This window comes from Arthrobacter sp. MYb227, from assembly GCF_002975435.1.
Taxonomy (GTDB): domain Bacteria; phylum Actinomycetota; class Actinomycetes; order Actinomycetales; family Micrococcaceae; genus Paeniglutamicibacter.
In genome coordinates, this window is record NZ_PCPT01000003.1 from 203,053 (window position 1) to 221,051 (window position 17,999).

The 17,999-nt window shown below is 53.6% G+C and carries 23 protein-coding genes; 12 read left to right on the forward strand and 11 right to left on the reverse strand.

Going from position 1 to position 17,999, the window contains the following annotated elements; all coding sequences use genetic code 11:
• Window positions 1-63 precede the first annotated feature (63 nt).
• Together CQ018_RS08395 and CQ018_RS08400 are read right to left on the reverse strand one after the other, a co-directional pair.
• Window positions 64-648 carry an N-acetyltransferase gene (locus CQ018_RS08395; protein ID WP_105549543.1) on the reverse strand — a complete coding sequence of 195 codons (585 nt, stop codon included), beginning with the start codon at window positions 646-648 and terminating at the stop codon, window positions 64-66.
• A 128-nt stretch (window positions 649-776) separates the two neighbouring features.
• Entirely contained in the window at window positions 777-1,292 is a 516-nt protein-coding gene (locus CQ018_RS08400; RefSeq protein ID WP_105549544.1) for a hypothetical protein, read from the reverse strand.
• Window positions 1,293-1,414: 122 nt separating this feature from the next.
• Here CQ018_RS08400 and CQ018_RS08405 point away from each other — a divergent pair, with 122 nt between their 5' ends.
• Window positions 1,415-1,915: a hypothetical protein gene (locus CQ018_RS08405; protein ID WP_105549545.1), complete on the forward strand. Its 501-nt coding sequence runs from the start codon at window positions 1,415-1,417 to the stop codon at window positions 1,913-1,915.
• Between the two features lie 256 nt (window positions 1,916-2,171).
• On the opposite strand, the gene CQ018_RS08415 is transcribed toward CQ018_RS08405, so the two are convergent.
• The gene (locus CQ018_RS08415) at window positions 2,172-2,420 is read right to left on the reverse strand and encodes a type II toxin-antitoxin system Phd/YefM family antitoxin (RefSeq protein ID WP_105549546.1); all 249 of its coding nucleotides are present in this window, start codon (window positions 2,418-2,420) and stop codon (window positions 2,172-2,174) included.
• A 316-nt stretch (window positions 2,421-2,736) separates the two neighbouring features.
• On the opposite strand from CQ018_RS08415, the gene CQ018_RS08420 reads away from it, so the two are divergent.
• The 3 genes from CQ018_RS08420 (at window position 2,737) to CQ018_RS08430 (ending at window position 4,730) form a co-directional block, all read left to right on the forward strand.
• Window positions 2,737-3,324, forward strand: a complete 588-nt coding sequence (locus tag CQ018_RS08420) for an RNA polymerase sigma factor (RefSeq protein ID WP_258142464.1) — start codon at window positions 2,737-2,739, stop codon at window positions 3,322-3,324.
• Complete coding sequence (locus CQ018_RS08425) at window positions 3,299-4,333, forward strand: CU044_5270 family protein (protein WP_105549547.1); 1,035 nt, start codon at window positions 3,299-3,301, stop codon at window positions 4,331-4,333. The genes CQ018_RS08420 and CQ018_RS08425 overlap by 26 nt, the downstream gene beginning before the upstream one ends.
• A gap of 154 nt (window positions 4,334-4,487) precedes the next feature.
• Window positions 4,488-4,730 (forward strand): hypothetical protein, encoded by a 243-nt coding sequence (locus CQ018_RS08430; RefSeq protein WP_105549548.1) that lies wholly within the window; start codon window positions 4,488-4,490, stop codon window positions 4,728-4,730.
• 190 nt (window positions 4,731-4,920) lie between these two features.
• On the opposite strand, the gene CQ018_RS08435 is transcribed toward CQ018_RS08430, so the two are convergent.
• The 3 genes from CQ018_RS08435 to CQ018_RS08445 all read right to left on the reverse strand — a co-directional run bounded on the left by CQ018_RS08435 (window position 4,921) and on the right by CQ018_RS08445 (window position 7,267).
• Window positions 4,921-5,883, reverse strand: coding sequence for a hypothetical protein (locus CQ018_RS08435; protein ID WP_105549549.1), 963 nt, complete (start codon window positions 5,881-5,883; stop codon window positions 4,921-4,923).
• Window positions 5,880-6,482 (reverse strand): RNA polymerase sigma factor, encoded by a 603-nt coding sequence (locus tag CQ018_RS08440; protein ID WP_105549550.1) that lies wholly within the window; start codon window positions 6,480-6,482, stop codon window positions 5,880-5,882. Before CQ018_RS08440 ends, CQ018_RS08435 begins: the two co-directional genes overlap by 4 nt.
• 284 nt (window positions 6,483-6,766) lie before the next feature.
• On the reverse strand, window positions 6,767-7,267 hold the full coding sequence (locus CQ018_RS08445; protein WP_146111852.1) for a hypothetical protein: 501 nt from the start codon (window positions 7,265-7,267) through the stop codon (window positions 6,767-6,769).
• Window positions 7,268-7,444: 177 nt separating this feature from the next.
• Here CQ018_RS08445 and CQ018_RS20270 point away from each other — a divergent pair, with 177 nt between their 5' ends.
• Complete coding sequence (locus CQ018_RS20270; RefSeq protein WP_105549552.1) at window positions 7,445-7,996, forward strand: hypothetical protein; 552 nt, start codon at window positions 7,445-7,447, stop codon at window positions 7,994-7,996.
• A 334-nt stretch (window positions 7,997-8,330) separates the two neighbouring features.
• Here CQ018_RS20270 and CQ018_RS08460 read toward each other — a convergent pair whose 3' ends face one another.
• From CQ018_RS08460 to CQ018_RS20275, 3 genes are all read right to left on the reverse strand, one after another.
• Window positions 8,331-8,969, reverse strand: a complete 639-nt coding sequence (locus CQ018_RS08460; protein ID WP_105549554.1) for a class I SAM-dependent methyltransferase — start codon at window positions 8,967-8,969, stop codon at window positions 8,331-8,333.
• Between the two features lie 26 nt (window positions 8,970-8,995).
• Window positions 8,996-9,982: an NAD-dependent epimerase/dehydratase family protein gene (locus CQ018_RS08465; RefSeq protein WP_105549555.1), complete on the reverse strand. Its 987-nt coding sequence runs from the start codon at window positions 9,980-9,982 to the stop codon at window positions 8,996-8,998.
• Window positions 9,983-10,558: 576 nt separating this feature from the next.
• Window positions 10,559-10,780 (reverse strand): hypothetical protein, encoded by a 222-nt coding sequence (locus CQ018_RS20275; protein WP_146111853.1) that lies wholly within the window; start codon window positions 10,778-10,780, stop codon window positions 10,559-10,561.
• Between the two features lie 30 nt (window positions 10,781-10,810).
• Here CQ018_RS20275 and CQ018_RS19835 point away from each other — a divergent pair, with 30 nt between their 5' ends.
• The 6 genes from CQ018_RS19835 to CQ018_RS20465 all read left to right on the forward strand — a co-directional run bounded on the left by CQ018_RS19835 (window position 10,811) and on the right by CQ018_RS20465 (window position 15,347).
• The gene (locus CQ018_RS19835; RefSeq protein ID WP_146111854.1) at window positions 10,811-11,194 is read left to right on the forward strand and encodes a hypothetical protein; all 384 of its coding nucleotides are present in this window, start codon (window positions 10,811-10,813) and stop codon (window positions 11,192-11,194) included.
• 299 nt (window positions 11,195-11,493) lie between these two features.
• Entirely contained in the window at window positions 11,494-12,207 is a 714-nt protein-coding gene (locus CQ018_RS20050; protein ID WP_181149800.1) for a hypothetical protein, read from the forward strand.
• 40 nt (window positions 12,208-12,247) lie between these two features.
• The gene (locus CQ018_RS08475; protein ID WP_181149801.1) at window positions 12,248-13,276 is read left to right on the forward strand and encodes a peptidoglycan-binding protein; all 1,029 of its coding nucleotides are present in this window, start codon (window positions 12,248-12,250) and stop codon (window positions 13,274-13,276) included.
• Window positions 13,273-13,917: an ABC transporter ATP-binding protein gene (locus tag CQ018_RS08480; RefSeq protein WP_105549558.1), complete on the forward strand. Its 645-nt coding sequence runs from the start codon at window positions 13,273-13,275 to the stop codon at window positions 13,915-13,917. The genes CQ018_RS08475 and CQ018_RS08480 overlap by 4 nt, the downstream gene beginning before the upstream one ends.
• Entirely contained in the window at window positions 13,914-15,017 is a 1,104-nt protein-coding gene (locus CQ018_RS08485) for an ABC transporter permease (RefSeq protein ID WP_105549559.1), read from the forward strand. Before CQ018_RS08480 ends, CQ018_RS08485 begins: the two co-directional genes overlap by 4 nt.
• A 123-nt stretch (window positions 15,018-15,140) precedes the next feature.
• Window positions 15,141-15,347: a hypothetical protein gene (locus tag CQ018_RS20465; RefSeq protein WP_258142465.1), complete on the forward strand. Its 207-nt coding sequence runs from the start codon at window positions 15,141-15,143 to the stop codon at window positions 15,345-15,347.
• Between the two features lie 570 nt (window positions 15,348-15,917).
• Here CQ018_RS20465 and CQ018_RS08495 read toward each other — a convergent pair.
• Window positions 15,918-16,220: an antibiotic biosynthesis monooxygenase gene (locus tag CQ018_RS08495; RefSeq protein WP_105549560.1), complete on the reverse strand. Its 303-nt coding sequence runs from the start codon at window positions 16,218-16,220 to the stop codon at window positions 15,918-15,920.
• A 246-nt stretch (window positions 16,221-16,466) separates the two neighbouring features.
• Window positions 16,467-16,952, reverse strand: a complete 486-nt coding sequence (locus CQ018_RS08500; protein ID WP_105549561.1) for a MarR family winged helix-turn-helix transcriptional regulator — start codon at window positions 16,950-16,952, stop codon at window positions 16,467-16,469.
• A 45-nt stretch (window positions 16,953-16,997) separates the two neighbouring features.
• On the opposite strand from CQ018_RS08500, the gene CQ018_RS08505 reads away from it, so the two are divergent.
• A complete protein-coding gene (locus CQ018_RS08505; RefSeq protein WP_105549562.1) occupies window positions 16,998-17,888 on the forward strand; it encodes an EamA family transporter in 891 nt (296 codons plus the stop codon).
• The last annotated feature ends 111 nt before the right edge of the window (window positions 17,889-17,999 follow it).

The following is a 17,999-nucleotide window of genomic DNA, read 5'->3' on the forward strand; positions in this document are numbered from 1 at the left end:
GCAGGCTTGAACGTGATTGCGCTAGTCCGGGAACCGATTTTGGGATCAAACCAATTTACGAGTCTAGGATTGGTTCGTTTTCTGGATGGATTGCGTTGGCCTCGCCATTGAATAAACCATCGGTCCATTTGGAATGGTCGTAACGTCATTGGTCTTGAAGCCGAGTCGCTCGTAGAGACGGACATTTCGTTCATCCGAAGTCTCGAGTGAGATCGTTGCTTCGTGTGCATCAATCAGCGCCAAGCCATGGGATAGAACCGCAGTGCCGAGCCCAAGTCCTTGTTGAGTTGGTTCCACGCCAACAGTTTCGAATGTCCAGCTTCCTTCGGGGGACTGCGGTAGTTCCAGTGACATGAGTGTTTCGAGTCGTGAACCGTGAAGCTCCGCTACGCGTTGCTGGAGAGCCGCTGATGGAGCCGGAGCGTTAGGTGGAAGGAAAGCAGCTACTGCACGCACACGATCATCCACAACGACGATGCCGTTTTCGGATGCGTGGGCAAGGTATAGACGCTGAATCTCTTCGAGGCGTTCTTGGTACTCATCAGCGGGTAGCACCCAACGAGTCCACGGATAGTCAGCGAATGCAGAGGCCAGAACCTTCGCCGCCGTGTCCAAGTTTGTTTGAGTGGCAATCCGGACTCCGTGCATTTTGTGGTGTTCTCCTGTTATTGATACGGCAAATTATTGTTGTTGGCTACGGTTGAGACGATGACGAATGCCGCTGTTCACATAGTCCGGCGGGTGAAGATACCCGAACTATGCGGAGCAGGTACGTTCTATACGGTTTCCCGGGTGACACGAATGGTCAATTCCTCATGGCGTTTTAGACGTCCTAGAAACCTGCGAGTGAGAACAAAAGTGATCAAACTTGAAACAAGAACGAACCCAACGGCAATATAAATCACTGCTGGCGCTCCTTCGTCATTCGTCACCATCAGCATGATCGCCGGAATCATTGATGCTGCGGTTCCTCCGTAGCAAGCTGCCCTTGCCTGTTGGTTCACCGAAGGGAGCGGGACAATACCGGAATGCACGTACAGTGCAAGGAAAGCTCCGATGAGGGGAACTAGAGCCATGACTCCACCAACAAACGTGCCGTAAAGTAACGGGACAGGGCCATAACCCCAAGGACCCCAACCGGCCCACAACTCGGGATCATTTGCGGCTTCAATCATTGATTGGATTGTCATGGCAGAACCGAGAACCAATCCAACAACCATCCCGGCTAACACTCCGCGCAAAAGCAACGGCGCGAATAGGGTTCCGAACTGTTGTCCCGAGGTATGGCGCATGAGCTCATCATATTCGAGTCAGGCCTTTACCACTGCGATGCGGGTAGCATCATAGGTGCGAATCATGATCCTGCGGGAGAACGCCAAGCACTAGCCCATGTCTTCCAACGCCGAGGAACCCGATGCAGTTCACCATGAAGTCTCTTAAAGATGAAGGATTCACGGGGTTCCGGCCCATGAAGGCCCTCGAGATCACCCGGATTCCACAACGTCAGGGGATCTTCGTGATTGTGCGCCCTACGGGATTCGACCCCCAATACTTGGCCAAGAGCACGGCTGGGGTTTTCAAGAAAAAGAATCCTACACTGACAGAGTCTGCTTTGTCTGCCGAATGGATTGCGGATGCCGAAGTGCTATACATCGGCAAGGCAGGAGTGGGAAGCCATGGCAACCGAGGGCTACGTCGTCAGATTCAAGAATTCGTGGACTTTGGGAAGGGCAAACCGCCGGGACATTGGGATGGACGACTGATCTGGCAGCTCGCAAACCCGCAAGATCTTCTCATTGCGTGGAAAGAACTACCGCTGGACGCACTCAATGTTTCCTTGGCCAAATACCAAGCCGAGTTTGTTTTGGCTCATGGTGGACTTCCGTTTGCCAACCTGGTGCAAGCGCGCAGCTAGGATTGTCGTTCCAATCGGAAATAGTGGGTTAGGACTACAACTTAGCTACAACAAGGATGCCGTTGTTGATGGAATAACTGATGCGATAGTCACCAACTCGGACTCGGAATCCTGGACGGCTTTGAAGAGCTTTTGCTCCTGGAGGTCTTGGGTTCTCACCTAAATATAGCGAGTGTGCCCCTAATTTGATCGAGTTCTTGACGATCAACTTTCTTCAGTGCACGAAATGCTGCGGGGCGCATTTCTATTTGATATTTCATACCCGGCCCAGATCAGACTTCACCTGGCTCCAAGGGATATTTGGTCCTTCTTCTTCCATAGCAAGGTCGAAGGCCGACATGTCTTCTGCCTTTTCTAGCGCTTCGAGCATGCGTTTATAATATGCAGGGCTGATCATCACTGCTGCTCGTTGCCCGCGGCGTTCGATGAAGACGGCTTCGGTCTGTGACCGGGTAATTAGATCTGAAAAATTATTACGTACGTCTGCAACGCTGACATTGGCCATACCGAAATTGTATGTTTCTAGTGTTGTGGCGTACGTGAAGAGGTTGGTGACATTTCAAGGAGAGCAATACCGTGTGCGGAAGCCAGAGACTTCGGGGATACTCGTGCCATGAGACTTGCCGGAGTTGTACCGGAGGATGAACCGGACCCCAGAATCGCACAAGCTGAGTCATTGAAAATGATGCCTGTACCAGTGTATGGGAGGAGCCTGGTTGATAAGTCACTGAAAATTTGCGCTAACTATCTCGCTTCTAGCAACTATTCTTGAAAGTTTTCTTTTCCGTGAACTCTTTTTCATCCGATGGGCAATACATAGTGTGACTAACGACAGCGACATTATTCGCCGATCCCGCGAGAGACCTGCGGCTTTCGCCGAGCTCTATGACAAATATGCCCGGATGATTTATCGGTATGCTTTCCGCCGTGCAGGGGAATCAGCAGCCGAAGACGTGATGGCAGGAACTTTCCTTGCTGCTTTTGAAGGACGTGATTCTTTCGACCATGCTTGGGATGACGCCAGACCATGGCTATTTGGCATCGCAACCAACCTACTTCGACGGCACCATCGGACAGAAGCAAAAATCCTCAAGATTATTGCTAAATCTTCTGGCCGTGACGCTTATACAGACAGTACGGAACAAATTGCCGAGCAGCTCGATGCAATCGCAACCACCTCGGCACTAGCTTTAGCGCTATGTAAATTATCGCCTGTCGACAGAGAATGCATTTTGCTCTATGCCTGGGCGGATTTGACGTACGAGGGCATCGCCCAAGCAACCAACGTGCCAGTTGGCACCGTGAGGTCACGTATGAACCGGGCCCGGCGCAAACTAAAGGACGCTGCCGCCGCGCTCCGAAACAACACTGAGGAGGCAGACCATGGACGAACTCAAGTTACTGCGTGAGCTACGCATTGAGCACCCTACCGTCAAAGAATCGGTAATAAACGATGGACGTGCGCAACTGTTGCAGCACATCGTTTCGCCAGGAATAAAGAAGAACAAGCGCCGTTCTAAGACGGCATTGCGCGTCAGCTTGATGGCTGCTGCCACTTTCGGGCTTGTTACCGTATTAGTAGGTACCAATGTAGTTGGGTTGGCAGGCTGGCGCGGTGCCGCCAGCGCCCAGGCTGCCGAGGTATTGAACAACGCTGCGGCGCTGACCATCAAGACCGTGGATCCCCGAGTGGGGCCCGGACAGTACCTGAAAGTGGAAAGCACCAACCTCTCGTTGAGTACCTACGGCGTACAGGATACATCGGGCATCGTCGGCTCTAATGATCATGTTGAGTGGACGGACACCGAGAAAAGGTCGCTCTACGTCCCCGCCAATCGTGACCAAGAATGGGTTTGGGAACGGTCAGGGCGCGTCCCCACTACATTCTTTGGTGATAAATCGAAGGAAGTTGCCTATCAACAGGCAAAGGAACAGGGCGAGTCTGCACAGTATCTTAGTGCTGTAAATGGTGCTTTCTATGATTCTCCCAGCACCTTTCCGAGTACCAAAGAACTCGCGGCTTATCCCCGAGATCCTCGAATGTTGCTAAACAAGATCTACCTAGAAAATATCGGGAGCGGACAATCTATTGATGGTCAAGCCTTGGTATTCATTGCTGATCTGTTACGCACCGGCTTGGTGCCGGCCGATTTACGGTCGGCACTGTACAAGGCCGCGGCAATGATCCCCGGAGTAGTGGTGACCGAAAACCAAGCAACGCTGGATGACCAACAGGGGATTTCCATCGGCAGGGTTGAGACAGTTTCAAATTTCCGCCAAGACATCATCATAGATCCCGAGACGGGTCAGCTGATTGGTGAACGGCAGGTCACACTTGAACCCTTGGGTTCTGTCCCGGCCGGATCAACAATTGGTTGGACAACCATCCGCACCACCGTGGTGGACTCTGCTCCGTAGCCGGTGCCATAATTGAATACACGCATAAAGCCAGCTTGTACGGGTGGACTAACTGGAAGCAGATCACCCGTACAAGCTGGCTCTTGCTATTATCGGGCCGAGCCTACTTTAGCTTTTCTTTTATGTCGGAAGCCAGCGTTTGGAGAGAAGAAGTATGAAGATCGTTGCGGAAGTCTTTAGATTTGAAGACTGGCGTCGCATACCTATCGATATATCGGTTCCTTTTGCAGCTTGGGTCATCTTTGCTATTGGAATGAACTGGATGCTGATCCTCATTCAGTGGCCACAAGATCAATGGCGCGTGCTTGTTACCTTGATGACTGGAATTGCTGCCGCGAGCGTGGCAAAAATTATCATCGCTCGTTGTCAGCGTGAGCGCATCCCTGCCGCTAATTAGTAGTTCTGAACCATAAACATGCTGCGGCCTTCATGCAGTACTTTCGCTTCCCGTCTAAACACTACAGATGGATTGTGGACCCATTGCATTGCTTAGGAGGAGGTTCTCCATTGAGGAAGCGACCTGCGGTTATTTTGGAGACATTTGTGTTGTCGGCTGATGACAATGCATCAGCCGACAAGAAATTTATTTAGTCTCCGTAGGGCATCTCATCGGAGGTCGGTTCGGGCTCACGCGTTGCAGTAGGAACCTGATCGACTACCGAGTAAGTGATTGCACTTTGGCCGTTGACCTCGTTCATTCCGTACCCCAAGACAGCGACCGTCATAATAGTGCGTTCCCCAATCACCTGTCCGCTTGACTGGTCAACGATCAACTCGGAGCGTTTGCCCAGCCGGAGAGGTTCGGTGCGGCCGATGGCAACGCCCTTTCGGCCATCGGCAGTCTCTATACCTAGCTCGACGGTGACTCCGGAAACACGGGTGAGTGCATCGTAGAATGCAGCTCGTTGTTTGGCCGGGATGACTCCGGAGCGCAACGCATCGGTGAGCCGCACGAAATTATTTTCCGCGTGCGAGGATGAACCACCGTCGTAGCTTCCATCCACATACTCATAGAGGGCTTGCCCGCTCGTGGCATGAGGCAATAGATCCTCGACCTGATACATTCTGGTGCCGAAGAATGCACCATCAAACGCATGGATTACCTCATCGTATTCAGGGTGCCCCTTGTCTATCGATTCGTGCACCCATTTGCGATTTTCGTCACCGGGCTTGTATGTGATGCCTATCCGTTCCGGGGCCGGGACGCAAGAATATGGAGTGTTGTTATCTTGGGTGCAGTTCTCCCAAAACCCGCTATTTTTTACTTTGAGGTATTCATTGGCGCTAGGCTGCGGGTCGATGTAATTGATGGAGACCTGGGCTAAGTCTTTGAGCGTTGCTCCGGCTTGTGCAGCGGTTGCATTCATTTGGAACCCGGCGGTGAGTCCCAAACCGATTACTGCGGTTGCGGCCAGAGCAAAAATGGGGCGCCGACCACGAGATGAGCGGCGTGGGAATTTCTCCTGAAATGATGCTTTGGCTTGGGACATGTGGGCCAGCTGTGCCTTGATGGCTTCGGAGCGTTGTGGATCAAAGGTTGGGGTTTTCATGGCAAGCACCTTTCAGATAAAGAAGGGACCGTGGATGTAACAGCGTCGGAATAAAATTGGCCGAGTTTGCTTTTGGCTCGTGAGAGTCGAGATTTGATCGTGCCGTCGGGGACCCCAATGACGCTTGCAGCCTGCTGTATAGAAAGCTGTTCAATCACACATAGCGTGAGTATGTCGCGAGACTGGGCGTTGAGCATCTTGAAAGCCGCTGGAATGAGCTGTCCCTCATCTTCGGCATGTTGTTGATCGATAACATCTTGGGCGAGGTCGTTGCCGCGCTCGGGCTCCGGGAGCTGAGAGAGGAACTTCCGGTACCGACGTTGTTGTCTGGTGTGGTTTCGGATGGTGAAGTTCGCAGTTACCAATAACCACGCAATGATTGATTCGTCGACAATGCGGATGGTTGATCGTTTGCGCCAGGCTTCGTAGAAGACCATGGCGGTGACATCTTCCGCGGCAGTGGCATCGGACAGGATACTGAAGGTATGCCGGAATACCCGATCGCGATGCCTTTCGAATAATTCACCGAAGCTGTGTCCGTTACCGGCGAGTCCCCGTTCTAGCAGTTCCCGGTCACGAACCGATTTTTCTTGGTTCATATCCTGTACTGTCCGCAAGCAATATTTAGTTCCATTTTTAGACACATTTCTGACATATCATTTTTATGTGATTGGGACAGAGTGGTTGCTTTTACCGATACTCACTCTGACAAACACCGTATTCTTGGGCAAAACTAATCGTTGTCTCAAAAGGATGAGTGAGCCGGTTAAGACACTTGGCTGTACAGAACCACTCGAAGACTCCTCATGTAGAGGGGGGACTACCGTTGCATGCTTCCTGAGCTCGCCGGGTGAAGTTCTCAGCGTCATACAAGGGGAATCGTTTATCCAGAAATCGAATCGTCATCGGCCATAGAGGCTAGAACTGCATCTTCTACGCTCAACATCACGCTACTGTCCCGGTGCGTAAATAAGTGTGTGGTGATGATTCTGCCATTGGCTTCCCAAAGACACGGTGGTGTCTCTTCGCCTTCCCAGGGGTGCTTGGGTTGACCAAATTCTTTGCTGAGCTGACTACATAGTTCATCAAATCCAGTGCGAGCAGCATGATTTCGCGGCTCTTGAGCACTGTAGAGATGAAGTGTGATTCCCAGAAATTCTCGCTTGTAGGTATCCCACGATCCGCGAACTGCTCCGCCGAGAGCCGTGCCCAGTTCCGTTATCTGATGCGGAAAATCATCGTTTTCTAGTTCCAACAGGTTTCCTGAAGTAAATTCAAGCTTCGTGAAGAGAACTTCACGTTCTCCGACCGAGCGCGGCCAAGGCATCACAACCAACTTTGTTATGAGCTCTGCGACAGTAAAAGGCATGGGGGTCAACTCCACGGCGGGTACTTTCTTGGGCATACGGTGAGCCTATCTCGCATGAACTGAGGCCTACGAGCATGGTGCCGTGTGTCGTTGACCCGATGTTGTTTCCTAACGATTGAATCCGCCCAGACAAATGGCGTTCACAACCCCCGATGTGCCAAGGACCAAATAGGCATATGGGATACTAACGAAATGACTGCATACCAAAGCTCTCTGGCATCAATTCTGGCGCGTTGGAATCACGCGGAACAAGCCGTAGATCTTGTCATTGGAGGTAGGGCACTCATCGATATTGTTGATCCCACTCGATCATGGGGAGTTTCACCTTTTGCACGTCGGTTCCCACGTAGAGCGGTACGCCAATCGTTAGCCGAATATCGAGGTGTCTCTGCCGACCGGGACGAGAGGCATTCTGAGAGCGAACTAGAAATCGCGGTTTGCTCTGCGTGTGGAGACCTAGGCTGCGGAAATCTCGCGGTAGATGTTGTATTCGAGACCGACTTGGTCATCTGGAAACAACCGCATTGGGCTGGAGACAACGATGAAGAGGAAGAAGAGGCCGATGCCAATGACCCTGCATCACTTTTGCCCCAGTTGTTAGTATTCAACCGAACAGCATATGACGATGCATTGGCAGCCGTGGAAAAGTACGCCAACAGAAGCGGTTGGTATCGGGGGCCAGAAAGCGATGCGGCATTGCCGGAACGATTACGAAATCTGTTCACACCATCGTGGGACCGGTAGGACAAGGAAAGCTAGACGGTCAGATCACTCATACGGAGGCTTATTATTCTGCGGTTTCTGGTAAGGATTTGTGGCATATCCGTTTTTACCGGCAAGCATCATCGCAGCACCACCCGGGAGCAGTAGTAATAACGGAAGCCACTGGGTAAAAGCGAAAACAATCAGGACGACTAATAAGAAAATTAGCGGGACACTACGGTAGCCCTTCAACATTTCGCCACTTCCCTCGAGAATAAATCGCTCTGGACCCTTGAGCCTACGTAGCATTCAGCCTGGCAGCAAGAACATCAGCTGCAGCCGCTTTGCCACAACTCCGCAAACTTCCCAAACATATTTACCGCTGGGACGGTAGTGAGCCCTTGGGGGGGCAGCAGGCGCGACGGAGAGAACTGATTGCCGCGTGAGGCCGCATTCCTGGATTGCAGCGAGTATCCGCCTCGATCACATCAAAACCAGCTTGGTTTAGTAGCCGGCTCATCTCTTCGACGGACCAAAAATAGGCCGGGGTAACCGCATGGGTAAAGGGTTGCGCCGTATCTCCGTGGAACATACCAATGAGGAGATGGCCCTGGGGTGCGAGTACCCGGACAAACTCTGCAAGAACCTCGGGAAGATCCTTTGGCGGTAGATGGATCAGCGAGTACCAAGCCAACACTCCTTGCACGCTTCCGTCTCGCAAATCTAGTGAGCGGAGCGAAGCAAGCTGAAAAGTAGTTTCGGGGAATCGAATCCGTGCTTCAGCAACAAAATCTTCAACGATGTCCACCCCGGATACATCTGCCCCGCGCTGATGCAGAAAATTTGTCCAATGCCCCGGACCGCAACCGGCATCAACGATAGGACCTTCGATGTCCTCTGCCCAACTGGCGATACGTTTTCGGTCAAGCTCATGCATGTCATCAATGGACCCGAGAATACTTGTGTATTCGGCCGCACGTGCGGAGTAGGCCATACGAACCTGTTCATCAGTCATCTATGTAGCCTAGGTTGCCGGGTGAACTAACTTGATGACTCGGCCCTGAATTGCTGGAGAAGGGCTAGCTCCTCCGTACGGCTGAGCCCCGAACGGCGTGTTCTTTCAAGACCGCGAGTACGTTCATCGCTAAGAACATCACCGAGAGTATCGTTGAGCGGACGAATACTCCCACCGGAAGCCACATATCGAAATGAGCTTCGTTGCGCAAAGCCCTCCTCACCATTCGGCAACCAGAGCGGCAACGAGTATGGTCCGGCCCAATACTTGACATCATGTTCTTGAAGCCACTGATCCGTAGCAGTCACAAACTCTCCGGAATAGGAAGCGGACAGCGTGACGGCCTGTAGAAAATCAGCGAACTGGTGTTCCTGCCCCACGACGTTGAAAGTTCCGGCAAGTCCTTGATCCCCAGCCTTAACAAGCCAGCTGGCAAGATCCCGGACATCAATAAACTGGACGAACCGAGTCGATACATCCGGAACCAACACGTCCTCATGCCCGGCAAGGGCTAAGCGCGATACCCAGTAGGAAAAGCGGTCACTTGTATCTCCGGGGCCGACAATTAGCCCCGGCCTAGCGATCAACAAACGTTCACCTAGAGCCGCGGTGCTGGCGTACTCGGCTGCGACCTTGGCTTGGGCATAGTCCTCAAGATCCGTGGGCTCAACCAACGACGCATATTCACCGGCACCGGGTTCTTGATTACTTGCATACACGGAGACAGAAGAAACTAACGTCCAATGCTTTGCTCGCTCGGCAAGGTTGTCTAGAGCACCGGTGACAAACTCGGGTTCGTAAGAAAGCTCAATGACCTCATCCCAATCGAGGTCCTTTACCCGATCGTAGGCAGCCGGCGCTCGCCGGTCTGCCTGAAGGAGTTTGGCTCCGTTGGGCACTTTCCCGGATTCACCACGAGCTAGACAGGTAACCTCAACGCCCTTGGCAATCAGCTGCTTGGCTAGCTCTCGTCCGAGCCATGCGGTTCCACCCAGAATAAGTGTGCGTGTCATGGTCTTAGCTAATCGTAAGGGCAGTAGCGCACCAAGGAGATTCGCGCTTGGCGCAGAGTGCGTCGTTAGGATTTTGAACTAACCAGAAAGATTCTTTGCGAGCAACTTTGAGCGTGAGAAGGGCTAGTTTCCTTAGCCACTCTTACATCTATTGTTCGGCTTGAAAGCTGCGTGCAGATACATTGGATGCGTCGGCGCTACACGATTGTTCCCGAACGGGGAGACACCCGACAAAGTAAGTCTAGGGGGCGGGTCACAGAAGGAACATCAGGCTTATGAATCACCTGACAATTGCTCAATGCTCGAAACCTCAGCCAGGTCGGAGATTTCTTCCCCCCAAAGGCACCGAACCGGTGCCTTGATCGTGAAAACGGCCAGTTGAGGTCGAAGAGAATTTACCAAGGCGTAAATAGTGAAGACTTGCCAGCAATTTCGCTGGTTCCTTTTCTACTACTAGCTATGTGCTGGAAGCTGGAATGATTCTGAGCGTTCGATAACTTGTATCGCTACGTAAGGAACTCTTAGATCGACGCTATGTGCCGCATTGATAGTGGTTTCTTTTCGCGAGGAAAAGGCCTATTTCAACTGCAGCTGGCAGAGTTTCCCCGTGGGTTCGCCATCAAGGGTAAAAGCCAAAGTTAGGAGCCGCGCATTCGAGGGCGGCTCTGGAATGAAACCCCAGCTTCCTTCCCACTCTGACCCGGTACCCGCAATCTTTCCTCCGGCCCAGCGGTATTCGGTACCAACGTCGTCCGAGACTTCTACTTGTACACGCTCGAGGACTGGAACTGCTGGCATCCTTGGAAGCAGCTCCATATCAGCGGTGCCATGGAGGTCTCTTTGCTTAGCCCATTTTTCGATTTCGGCCAGATAGTGATGGTTTCGGTCTATGGTCTCGGAACTTGTTACACCCTGAAAATGTACTGTGATGCCGCGATTCTGAGACCCGTGGCCTATGCCTGGTGGAAATATGAACGTTGGTTCGATGCCGGCGAAGCGAATTTTGATGCCGTCACTGTTAGCGATGATGAGATCAGACGGAGCCGAAATTATCGTTGTCATGGCACCACCTTAGTGCCGTGGATGGGCACACTACTATCTGGAAGCTTCCACGCTATCCCAACGCGGCATAGTTACCTGACCGCCGGAACGCTCAGTGGTTTAGTTCTCGATAAGCCTGCTCTATCCAGTACTTTATGGGTAACAAAGTGAGCGGAAGGTATAAAAGGCTCCGTATTGCGTGGAGCACAGCGATGGCTCTTCTGCACCAATTTATTGCAGCCCGGATTCTTTGTGAATGCTCAACGACGTGGCCGAGCAGAAGAGTCCTTTGCGGCCACTAATTCCAAACATGCGACATGGGGCGCGGATAAACAGTTCAGTGACGAACTTTGGATATAGTAAGCCTCACGTAACATTCATCACATTTTTGAAAACCCGGTGGTGGAGAGCGTTATTGAGTTGACTCTGGTCCCGCCGTTGAGGCCTTGCGGAAATAGGAACATGCCCGAATGAGAAAAATGGTTCGACCCAAGATCGTTGCTCTGGCCGTTACGCTTCCCCTATTTTTGGCGGCTTGCACCGCTGGGCCGCTAACGGGCGTCGATTCCTCAGCTCCGTCGGCAACGGCCACAGCAGCTGCGGTCAATACCGTATCTCCGCAGCCCTCATCCGCCGGCAGCTCAAACGATCCGCTCGATAATGGCGGTTACGCCGAATACACCTGGGACGATTACGTTAAGTCGGCACAAAAGATGAGCGGTCTTAACTCATGGCCAGAGGTGGAACGAATTCGCTACGTGACCGAAGAAGAATGGGCCAATGTCAAGGCCAAATGCCTGACTGATTTGGGCTTCCCCAGCACCGTTGAATCCGACGGCTCAGTCCAGACGTTGAGCGTGTCGGATCAAGATGAGGCGCTCGCCGAAGCTAGCTATACCTGTAGCATCCAGTACCCTAAGGATTTACGCTACGCCCAGGCCTTCACCCGGACGCAACTGAGAATCATCTACGCCTACTTCCGGGACGAACTGATCCCATGCCTCCAGAATTTAGGTTTGGAAACCGGTCAGCAGCCCAGTGAGGAAACCTATGTGGAAGGCATCGTCACAGGAACCGCAGAGTGGACACCCTACGACGATGCCAACATCGATGCGATTGACGTTAAAGCCAGAGAGTCGGATTGCCCGAGCATGCCACCTTCTGAGGTGCTCTATGGGAGCTAGGACTCTGCATCGAAAAAGCAACAAGCGATGGTTGAGGTTTATGGGCACCGGACTGGGTGTTGCCATTGCCGCCGGTGCGACCGGATGGGCGATTGGTGCGACACTTGTGGGCGGTGGAGCAGCCACGGATCAAGTAGAACAAAGCATCTGGATCCAGGCCGAAGACTCATCCATTGGCTCGGCTCTAAACCTCTCGACCACCGTCAAACAGCCGGTTCGCGTCGTGGCAAGCAATCACCTCACCGGGGTTGTATCCGCGGTGGACACAGGTGAGAAAAAGTCGGGCGACAAGCTGTATTCAGTGTCCGGCAAAGACGTGCATGTCATCCAAGGGTCAACCCCGTTTTACCAAGACATAGCGCCGAAATCCTCGGGTCAAAACGTGAAACAAGTTGAAGCTTTCCTCAAGTCGCTCAACTTCTTCACCGGTACACCCGATAGTTCCTATGATGCGGGAACTGCACGGGCCATCAAGGCCTGGCAAACCTCGACGGGACAGAAACCCGACGGGGTCATCGAGTTGGGCCGAATGGTAGCAATTTCTTCGCTTCCCGCCCAGATTGACCTTTCGGAAGCCATCAGCCCGGGCAAACAATTGGCCGGGGGAGAAGATGCTGTCATGGCGGCCAGTGGCAAACGAACCTTTACCCTGTCATTGACAGCTGAACAGGCCGCAATGATCCCGCAGGATTCTGTGGTTGAAGTCCAACACGAAAAATCAATCTGGAAATCAGTCATTGCCCAAACCTCAAACGAGGATACGGGCAATATAGTTCATACTCTTAGCGCCCAGGACGGTGGGGAGGTTTGCGGCGCGCAATGCACGGAACTGCCCTCCGGTAGCAACGTAACCCTACGATCAAAGGTGATAGTTGTGCCCGCCACCAGCGGCATAGGCATACCTGCCGCGGCCATTACCACTGATCCTTCCGGGCAAACCCAGGTGACCACGGAATCCGGACCGACCCATGTCAAGGTGCTGGCCAGCGGCCAAGGCATAGTGATCGTCGATGGCTTGGAAGCCGGAACCAAGGTCCGCGTCCTTGAAGTTAGCACTAAGACACCATGAGCGCGTTGAGTGTCCAAAATCTAGCCTTCCGCTATACACCGGACGGGGAAGAACTCTTTGGCGGGCTAAATTACGAATTTACCGAAGGTAAGGTCACCGCCCTGACCGGCGCATCGGGTCGCGGTAAATCAACGCTGCTTTATATCTTGGGCCTGATGCTTACTCCCACCCGTGGAGAGGTTGTTTTGCATGGACTCGGGCAATCGGCGTCACCTGATGCCGCTCGGTCACGGGTCCGGGCCGCCGAACTAGGATTCGTCTTTCAAGACGCGGCCCTTGATCCGTCTCGGAGCATCTTGGACTCGGTGATTGAACCTTCCATGTATGCAGGAATCAAACGCGCCACGGCCATCAAGCGTGCGGCCCAACTTCTAGAAGAACTCGGGGTTGGGGCGCGTGCGGAGCATAAACCCGGACAAATCTCCGGCGGGCAAGCCCAACGGGTAGCTGTGGCACGCGCCCTGATCAATAATCCGGCCGTGGTGCTGGCCGATGAACCCACTGGAAATCTTGACCCAGCCAATGCTGCCGGAGTCTTGGATGTGCTTTCCAGTATTGCTGGAACAGGCAAGCGCACGGTGGTCATTGCCACTCATGATCCCTACGTGATCGGTCGCGCAGATGAGGTGTTGGCCCTGTGACTCACTTGGCGCTATTGCGTGAGGCCTTGGCCACCACGTGGGCGAACAAAGTTCCGTCCGCGCTGGTGTGCCTGATTGTTGCGGCGATGTGCATCATGACGATCTCTACGGTTGGGCGCACCGCAGCGGCCGAGGCACAAGTTGCCGAACGCATCAATTCGGCCGGGGCCAGGGAGCTTGTACTTTCCGACAAACGTGGGGCGGATCTTATTGGATCCTCACTAATCTCGATGGCCTCCCGACTCTCGGTGACGGATCGGGCCGTGGGCATCAAATCCCCGGTGGATGTGCATAATACGGTCATTGGTGCCGGGGGAGACCCGATTCCGGCCTGGCCCATAGTGGGAGATATTGAAACGGTGGCGGTACTGGACTCCGGGCGGTTACCGGGCCCCGGTGAAGCCTTGATCTCCGGTACGGCATTAAAGAAACTCGGTCTGCAACAGCCCATTGGATCGGCAAGTCTTGCAGATTCCACCGTGCCCATTGATTATACAATTGTGGGTTCCTTTACCGCTCGCGAACCATTCACGGATCTGGCCCACGGCCTGATCTTCGGTGCACCAAGCGGTAGCAGCGCTACCCACCTGCACATTGTCCTCAAAGACGCAGCCCAGGCGGCAAGCGCACAGCGCGCTGTCATTGGGCTCTTCGGTGAACTGCCCGATCCCGAATCGATCTCTGTCCGTTCGCCTCTTCAACTGGCTCAATTACATGACGAAATTGTTGGCGACCTTGGATCCTTTGGGCGTACGTTGCTCTATGGGGCATTGGGTATTGGTGCCCTATTGGTTGGGATTGTCGTCTTTGCCGATATCTTGGTGCGCCGCAAGGATTTGGGCCGGCGACGTGCGCTTGGCGCTACGCGAGCGAACATTATTTTGCTTATGCTTCTGCGCACCTTGATACCGGCCATTATCGGAGGGGTCTTGGGCATGGGTGTAGGAATGGGGCTTGCCGCCCGGGCTGGTTCTCTGCCGCCGCTGGATTTTTGTCTGGGCATCGTGGTGTTGGCACTGGTTGTTGCCGGTGCCAGTGCCCTGGTCCCGGCCACCTACGCCGCCCACTCGGATCCGGTCAAGGTCTTGCGCACCCCATAGATCTGCTCGTTGACTGTACAGTTCTTACTTCTTGAAGATGCCGTGTTCTAGCGCTGAACGTGACCGGGATTCAAAACCGGTCATAAACATGCGGTTGATTAGCCATTGTGCGAAGCTTGCCCCATGTCTCAGTACACGTTGTCTACAGCCTCAGAAATTATCCTTTCGCTGTACAACTCGGTGGGTTGGACCGCCTACACCAAGAGCCCAGAGGTGCTCATCCGGGCAATTAGGAGTTCGGCGTTTGTCGTTTCTGCCTGGACGGAGGAAGGCCAGCTCGTGGGCCTAGCGCGGACGATTTCCGATGACGCAACAATCTGCTATTTCTAGGACATCCTGGTTCGCCCGGACTTTCACAGAACAGGCGTGGGGGCGTGCTCTTTTCGAGCAGGTACTGCAGCGTTATGAGCACGTACGTCAGACGGTACTCATCACAGACGACGAACCACAACAGCGTGCCTTATATGAGTCCATGGGGCTGACCGAAGGAGCCGATTTCAGTGTTGGGCCTGTACGCGTTTTTGCTAAATTTAGGTAACAGCGGAGCAAACTAACGCTGAGGCTCCTCCGATTCAGGATGACAACGCTGTTGATGTTTCTCCCACTGGAGTGGCGTTGGAACAGCCGAAATTTATTCTCGGTGAAACAGCGGACAAGGTAGATCTTTCACTGGATTGGCAGCAAGATTCTTATCCAGTGCGCTTCTCATTTCGATAGCGCAGCTCGGCATGCTGGGGTTTGGCCTGATTATCACGGGACTTACTGTTCTGGTTTACGCAGTGACCCGGCCAAACTCGACTCGGAGTTAGCCATGTGGACCTGGTGCTGACCGACTCTAAGGGATCCACCAGCTGAGGTTCTATGGTGGATTCTGGGCCCTAGTCCTGCCCTGTGCTCGGGTTATGGCCTGGGGAAAACTTCTTCGTAGACCATCTCATAAAGTCCAGGGGTGCCCTTGAAATCGGCCATGGGAGCCAATTCGGCCCGGAAAGCGTCCGAAGTGACAGCTCGTCGCCAAGCGTCTTCATCACGCCAATCGCCAGAGTTGATGAAGGCAAATTTGCCGACATCGCCGGCCTGACGGAACAGCTGCGTACCGTAGTAGCCGTCTGCCCCTTGTAGGCCGGCAGTCAGTTTGTGCCAACCTGCAAGGAATTCGTCTTCTCGTCCCGACGGAACCTCAAAGCAGTGAATTAGTTTCATGGGATTTCCATTCTAGGAAAACATTGGTAGCCATATGGAAGCGCTGGGCGTTTGGTCTCAAGTGCTCGTTCCTCAACTCAAAGAACGCTTGACGGTTCAGAAACCAAACACCCTCGATAAATTTCGCATATGTGTTCTCTGGTGGAAACTGTTCTAGCAGTTTCGTGCAACATCGGCTTTGCTCCGAGCCTACGCCCGCAAAGGAGAGAAAAGCCGACCTGCCTCGCGATGGCGATCGCATTCTGGTTAGAGCGCAGTACCGCCAATTCGGCTAAGGAGTAACGCTAGGGTTGCTTGCTCTTCACTGCTCAGCGGCGACAAGATGGCGCGTTCTGTTTCTAGGTGGTCTGGAAGGGCCTTTTCAATGAGTTCTTTCCCCACTCTACTGAGGGAAACGAGCGTGCCGCGGCCGTCGTTGGGGTTTGACTCACGTGTTACGAGTCCGCGCGCTTCCATTTTATTCAAACGTTGTGCCACCGCGCTCGTGGAGATCATTGATTCCCGCGCGAGTTCTGCCGGGGTGAGCCTGTATGGGGTGCCGTTGCGCAACAGTGTCGCGAGCACGTCGAAGGACGATGTATCCAGGCCGTGTTCCGCGAAGGTGCCAGCAAGTCGAGATTCGATAGAAAGCGCCGCGCGGCTTAAGCGGCCAATGACTGCCATCGGGGAGACATCAAGCTCAGGCTTTTCCCGGTGCCACTGTTCAAGGATGCGGTCTACTTGATCTGTCATGGTGCAAGTCTATATTTTTGCTAAGCACTTAGCTAAAATAGCTAAGTGCTTAGCAAAAGAAGTCTCTTAATCCTGACCACCGCCCTTGCGCCAATGCTGTGGGGCACCACCTACCTGACGACAACCATGTTTCTGCCCGAGGATCGCCCGCTGCTTGCAGCGACATTGCGTGCGCTTCCCGCTGGGTTGCTGCTTCTAGCAGTTTGCCGCCAGTTGCCAAGCGGCTCTTGGTGGTGGAAGTCCTGGGTGCTCGGAATTCTCAATATCGGGGCGTTCTTTGCGTTGCTCTTCATTGCTGCCTACCGGCTGCCGGGCGGTGTCGCAGCGATAGTTGGCGGCATTCAGCCGCTTGTTGTTGCGCTATTGGCCAGCAAGTTTCTTCATGAACGCCTGACTGTTCGTGTGGTGGTAGCGGGCTTGACGGGCGTGTTTGGGGTTGCTCTGATTACCCTTCAGGCCCAGGCTCGCCTTGATGCTGTTGGTGTCCTGGCTGCTCTCGGCGGTACTCTTTCGATGGCCACGGGAATCGTGCTTTCTAAAAAGTGGGGGCAACCCGCCCCGCCGTTGACAACCACCGCCTGGCAACTGATTGCCGGTGGGCTCGCCCTTCTGGTGGTCATGCTCTTCTGTGAGGGATTTCCCTCGACGGCGCTGACGGCGTCAAACCTTGGTGGGTATGCCTACCTTTCCCTGGTTGGCACCGCTTTTGCATATGTCGTGTGGTTTCGAGGCATCTCCAAGCTTCCCGCAAGCACCACAGCATTCCTCGGACTGCTCAGCCCTGTCGTGGCCATAATGCTTGGCTGGGCGGTGGCGGGGGAGAGCTTCACCCCACTGCAGCTACTGGGAGTCGTCCTAGTGCTGGGATCCATCACTTCCGCGATCATTGCCAAGAAGCCGAAGATTCCCGTCGAATGCGAAGCGCTGGCCAGGTAGCGCTACTCATAGAGGTTGCGCAGGCAGACCGGCATGAGGTCGTGTCAGGTGGATAGCGGCGGCATGCGACATTATTTATTGCTGATGTTTGGGTTCCTTCTTGGAGAATAT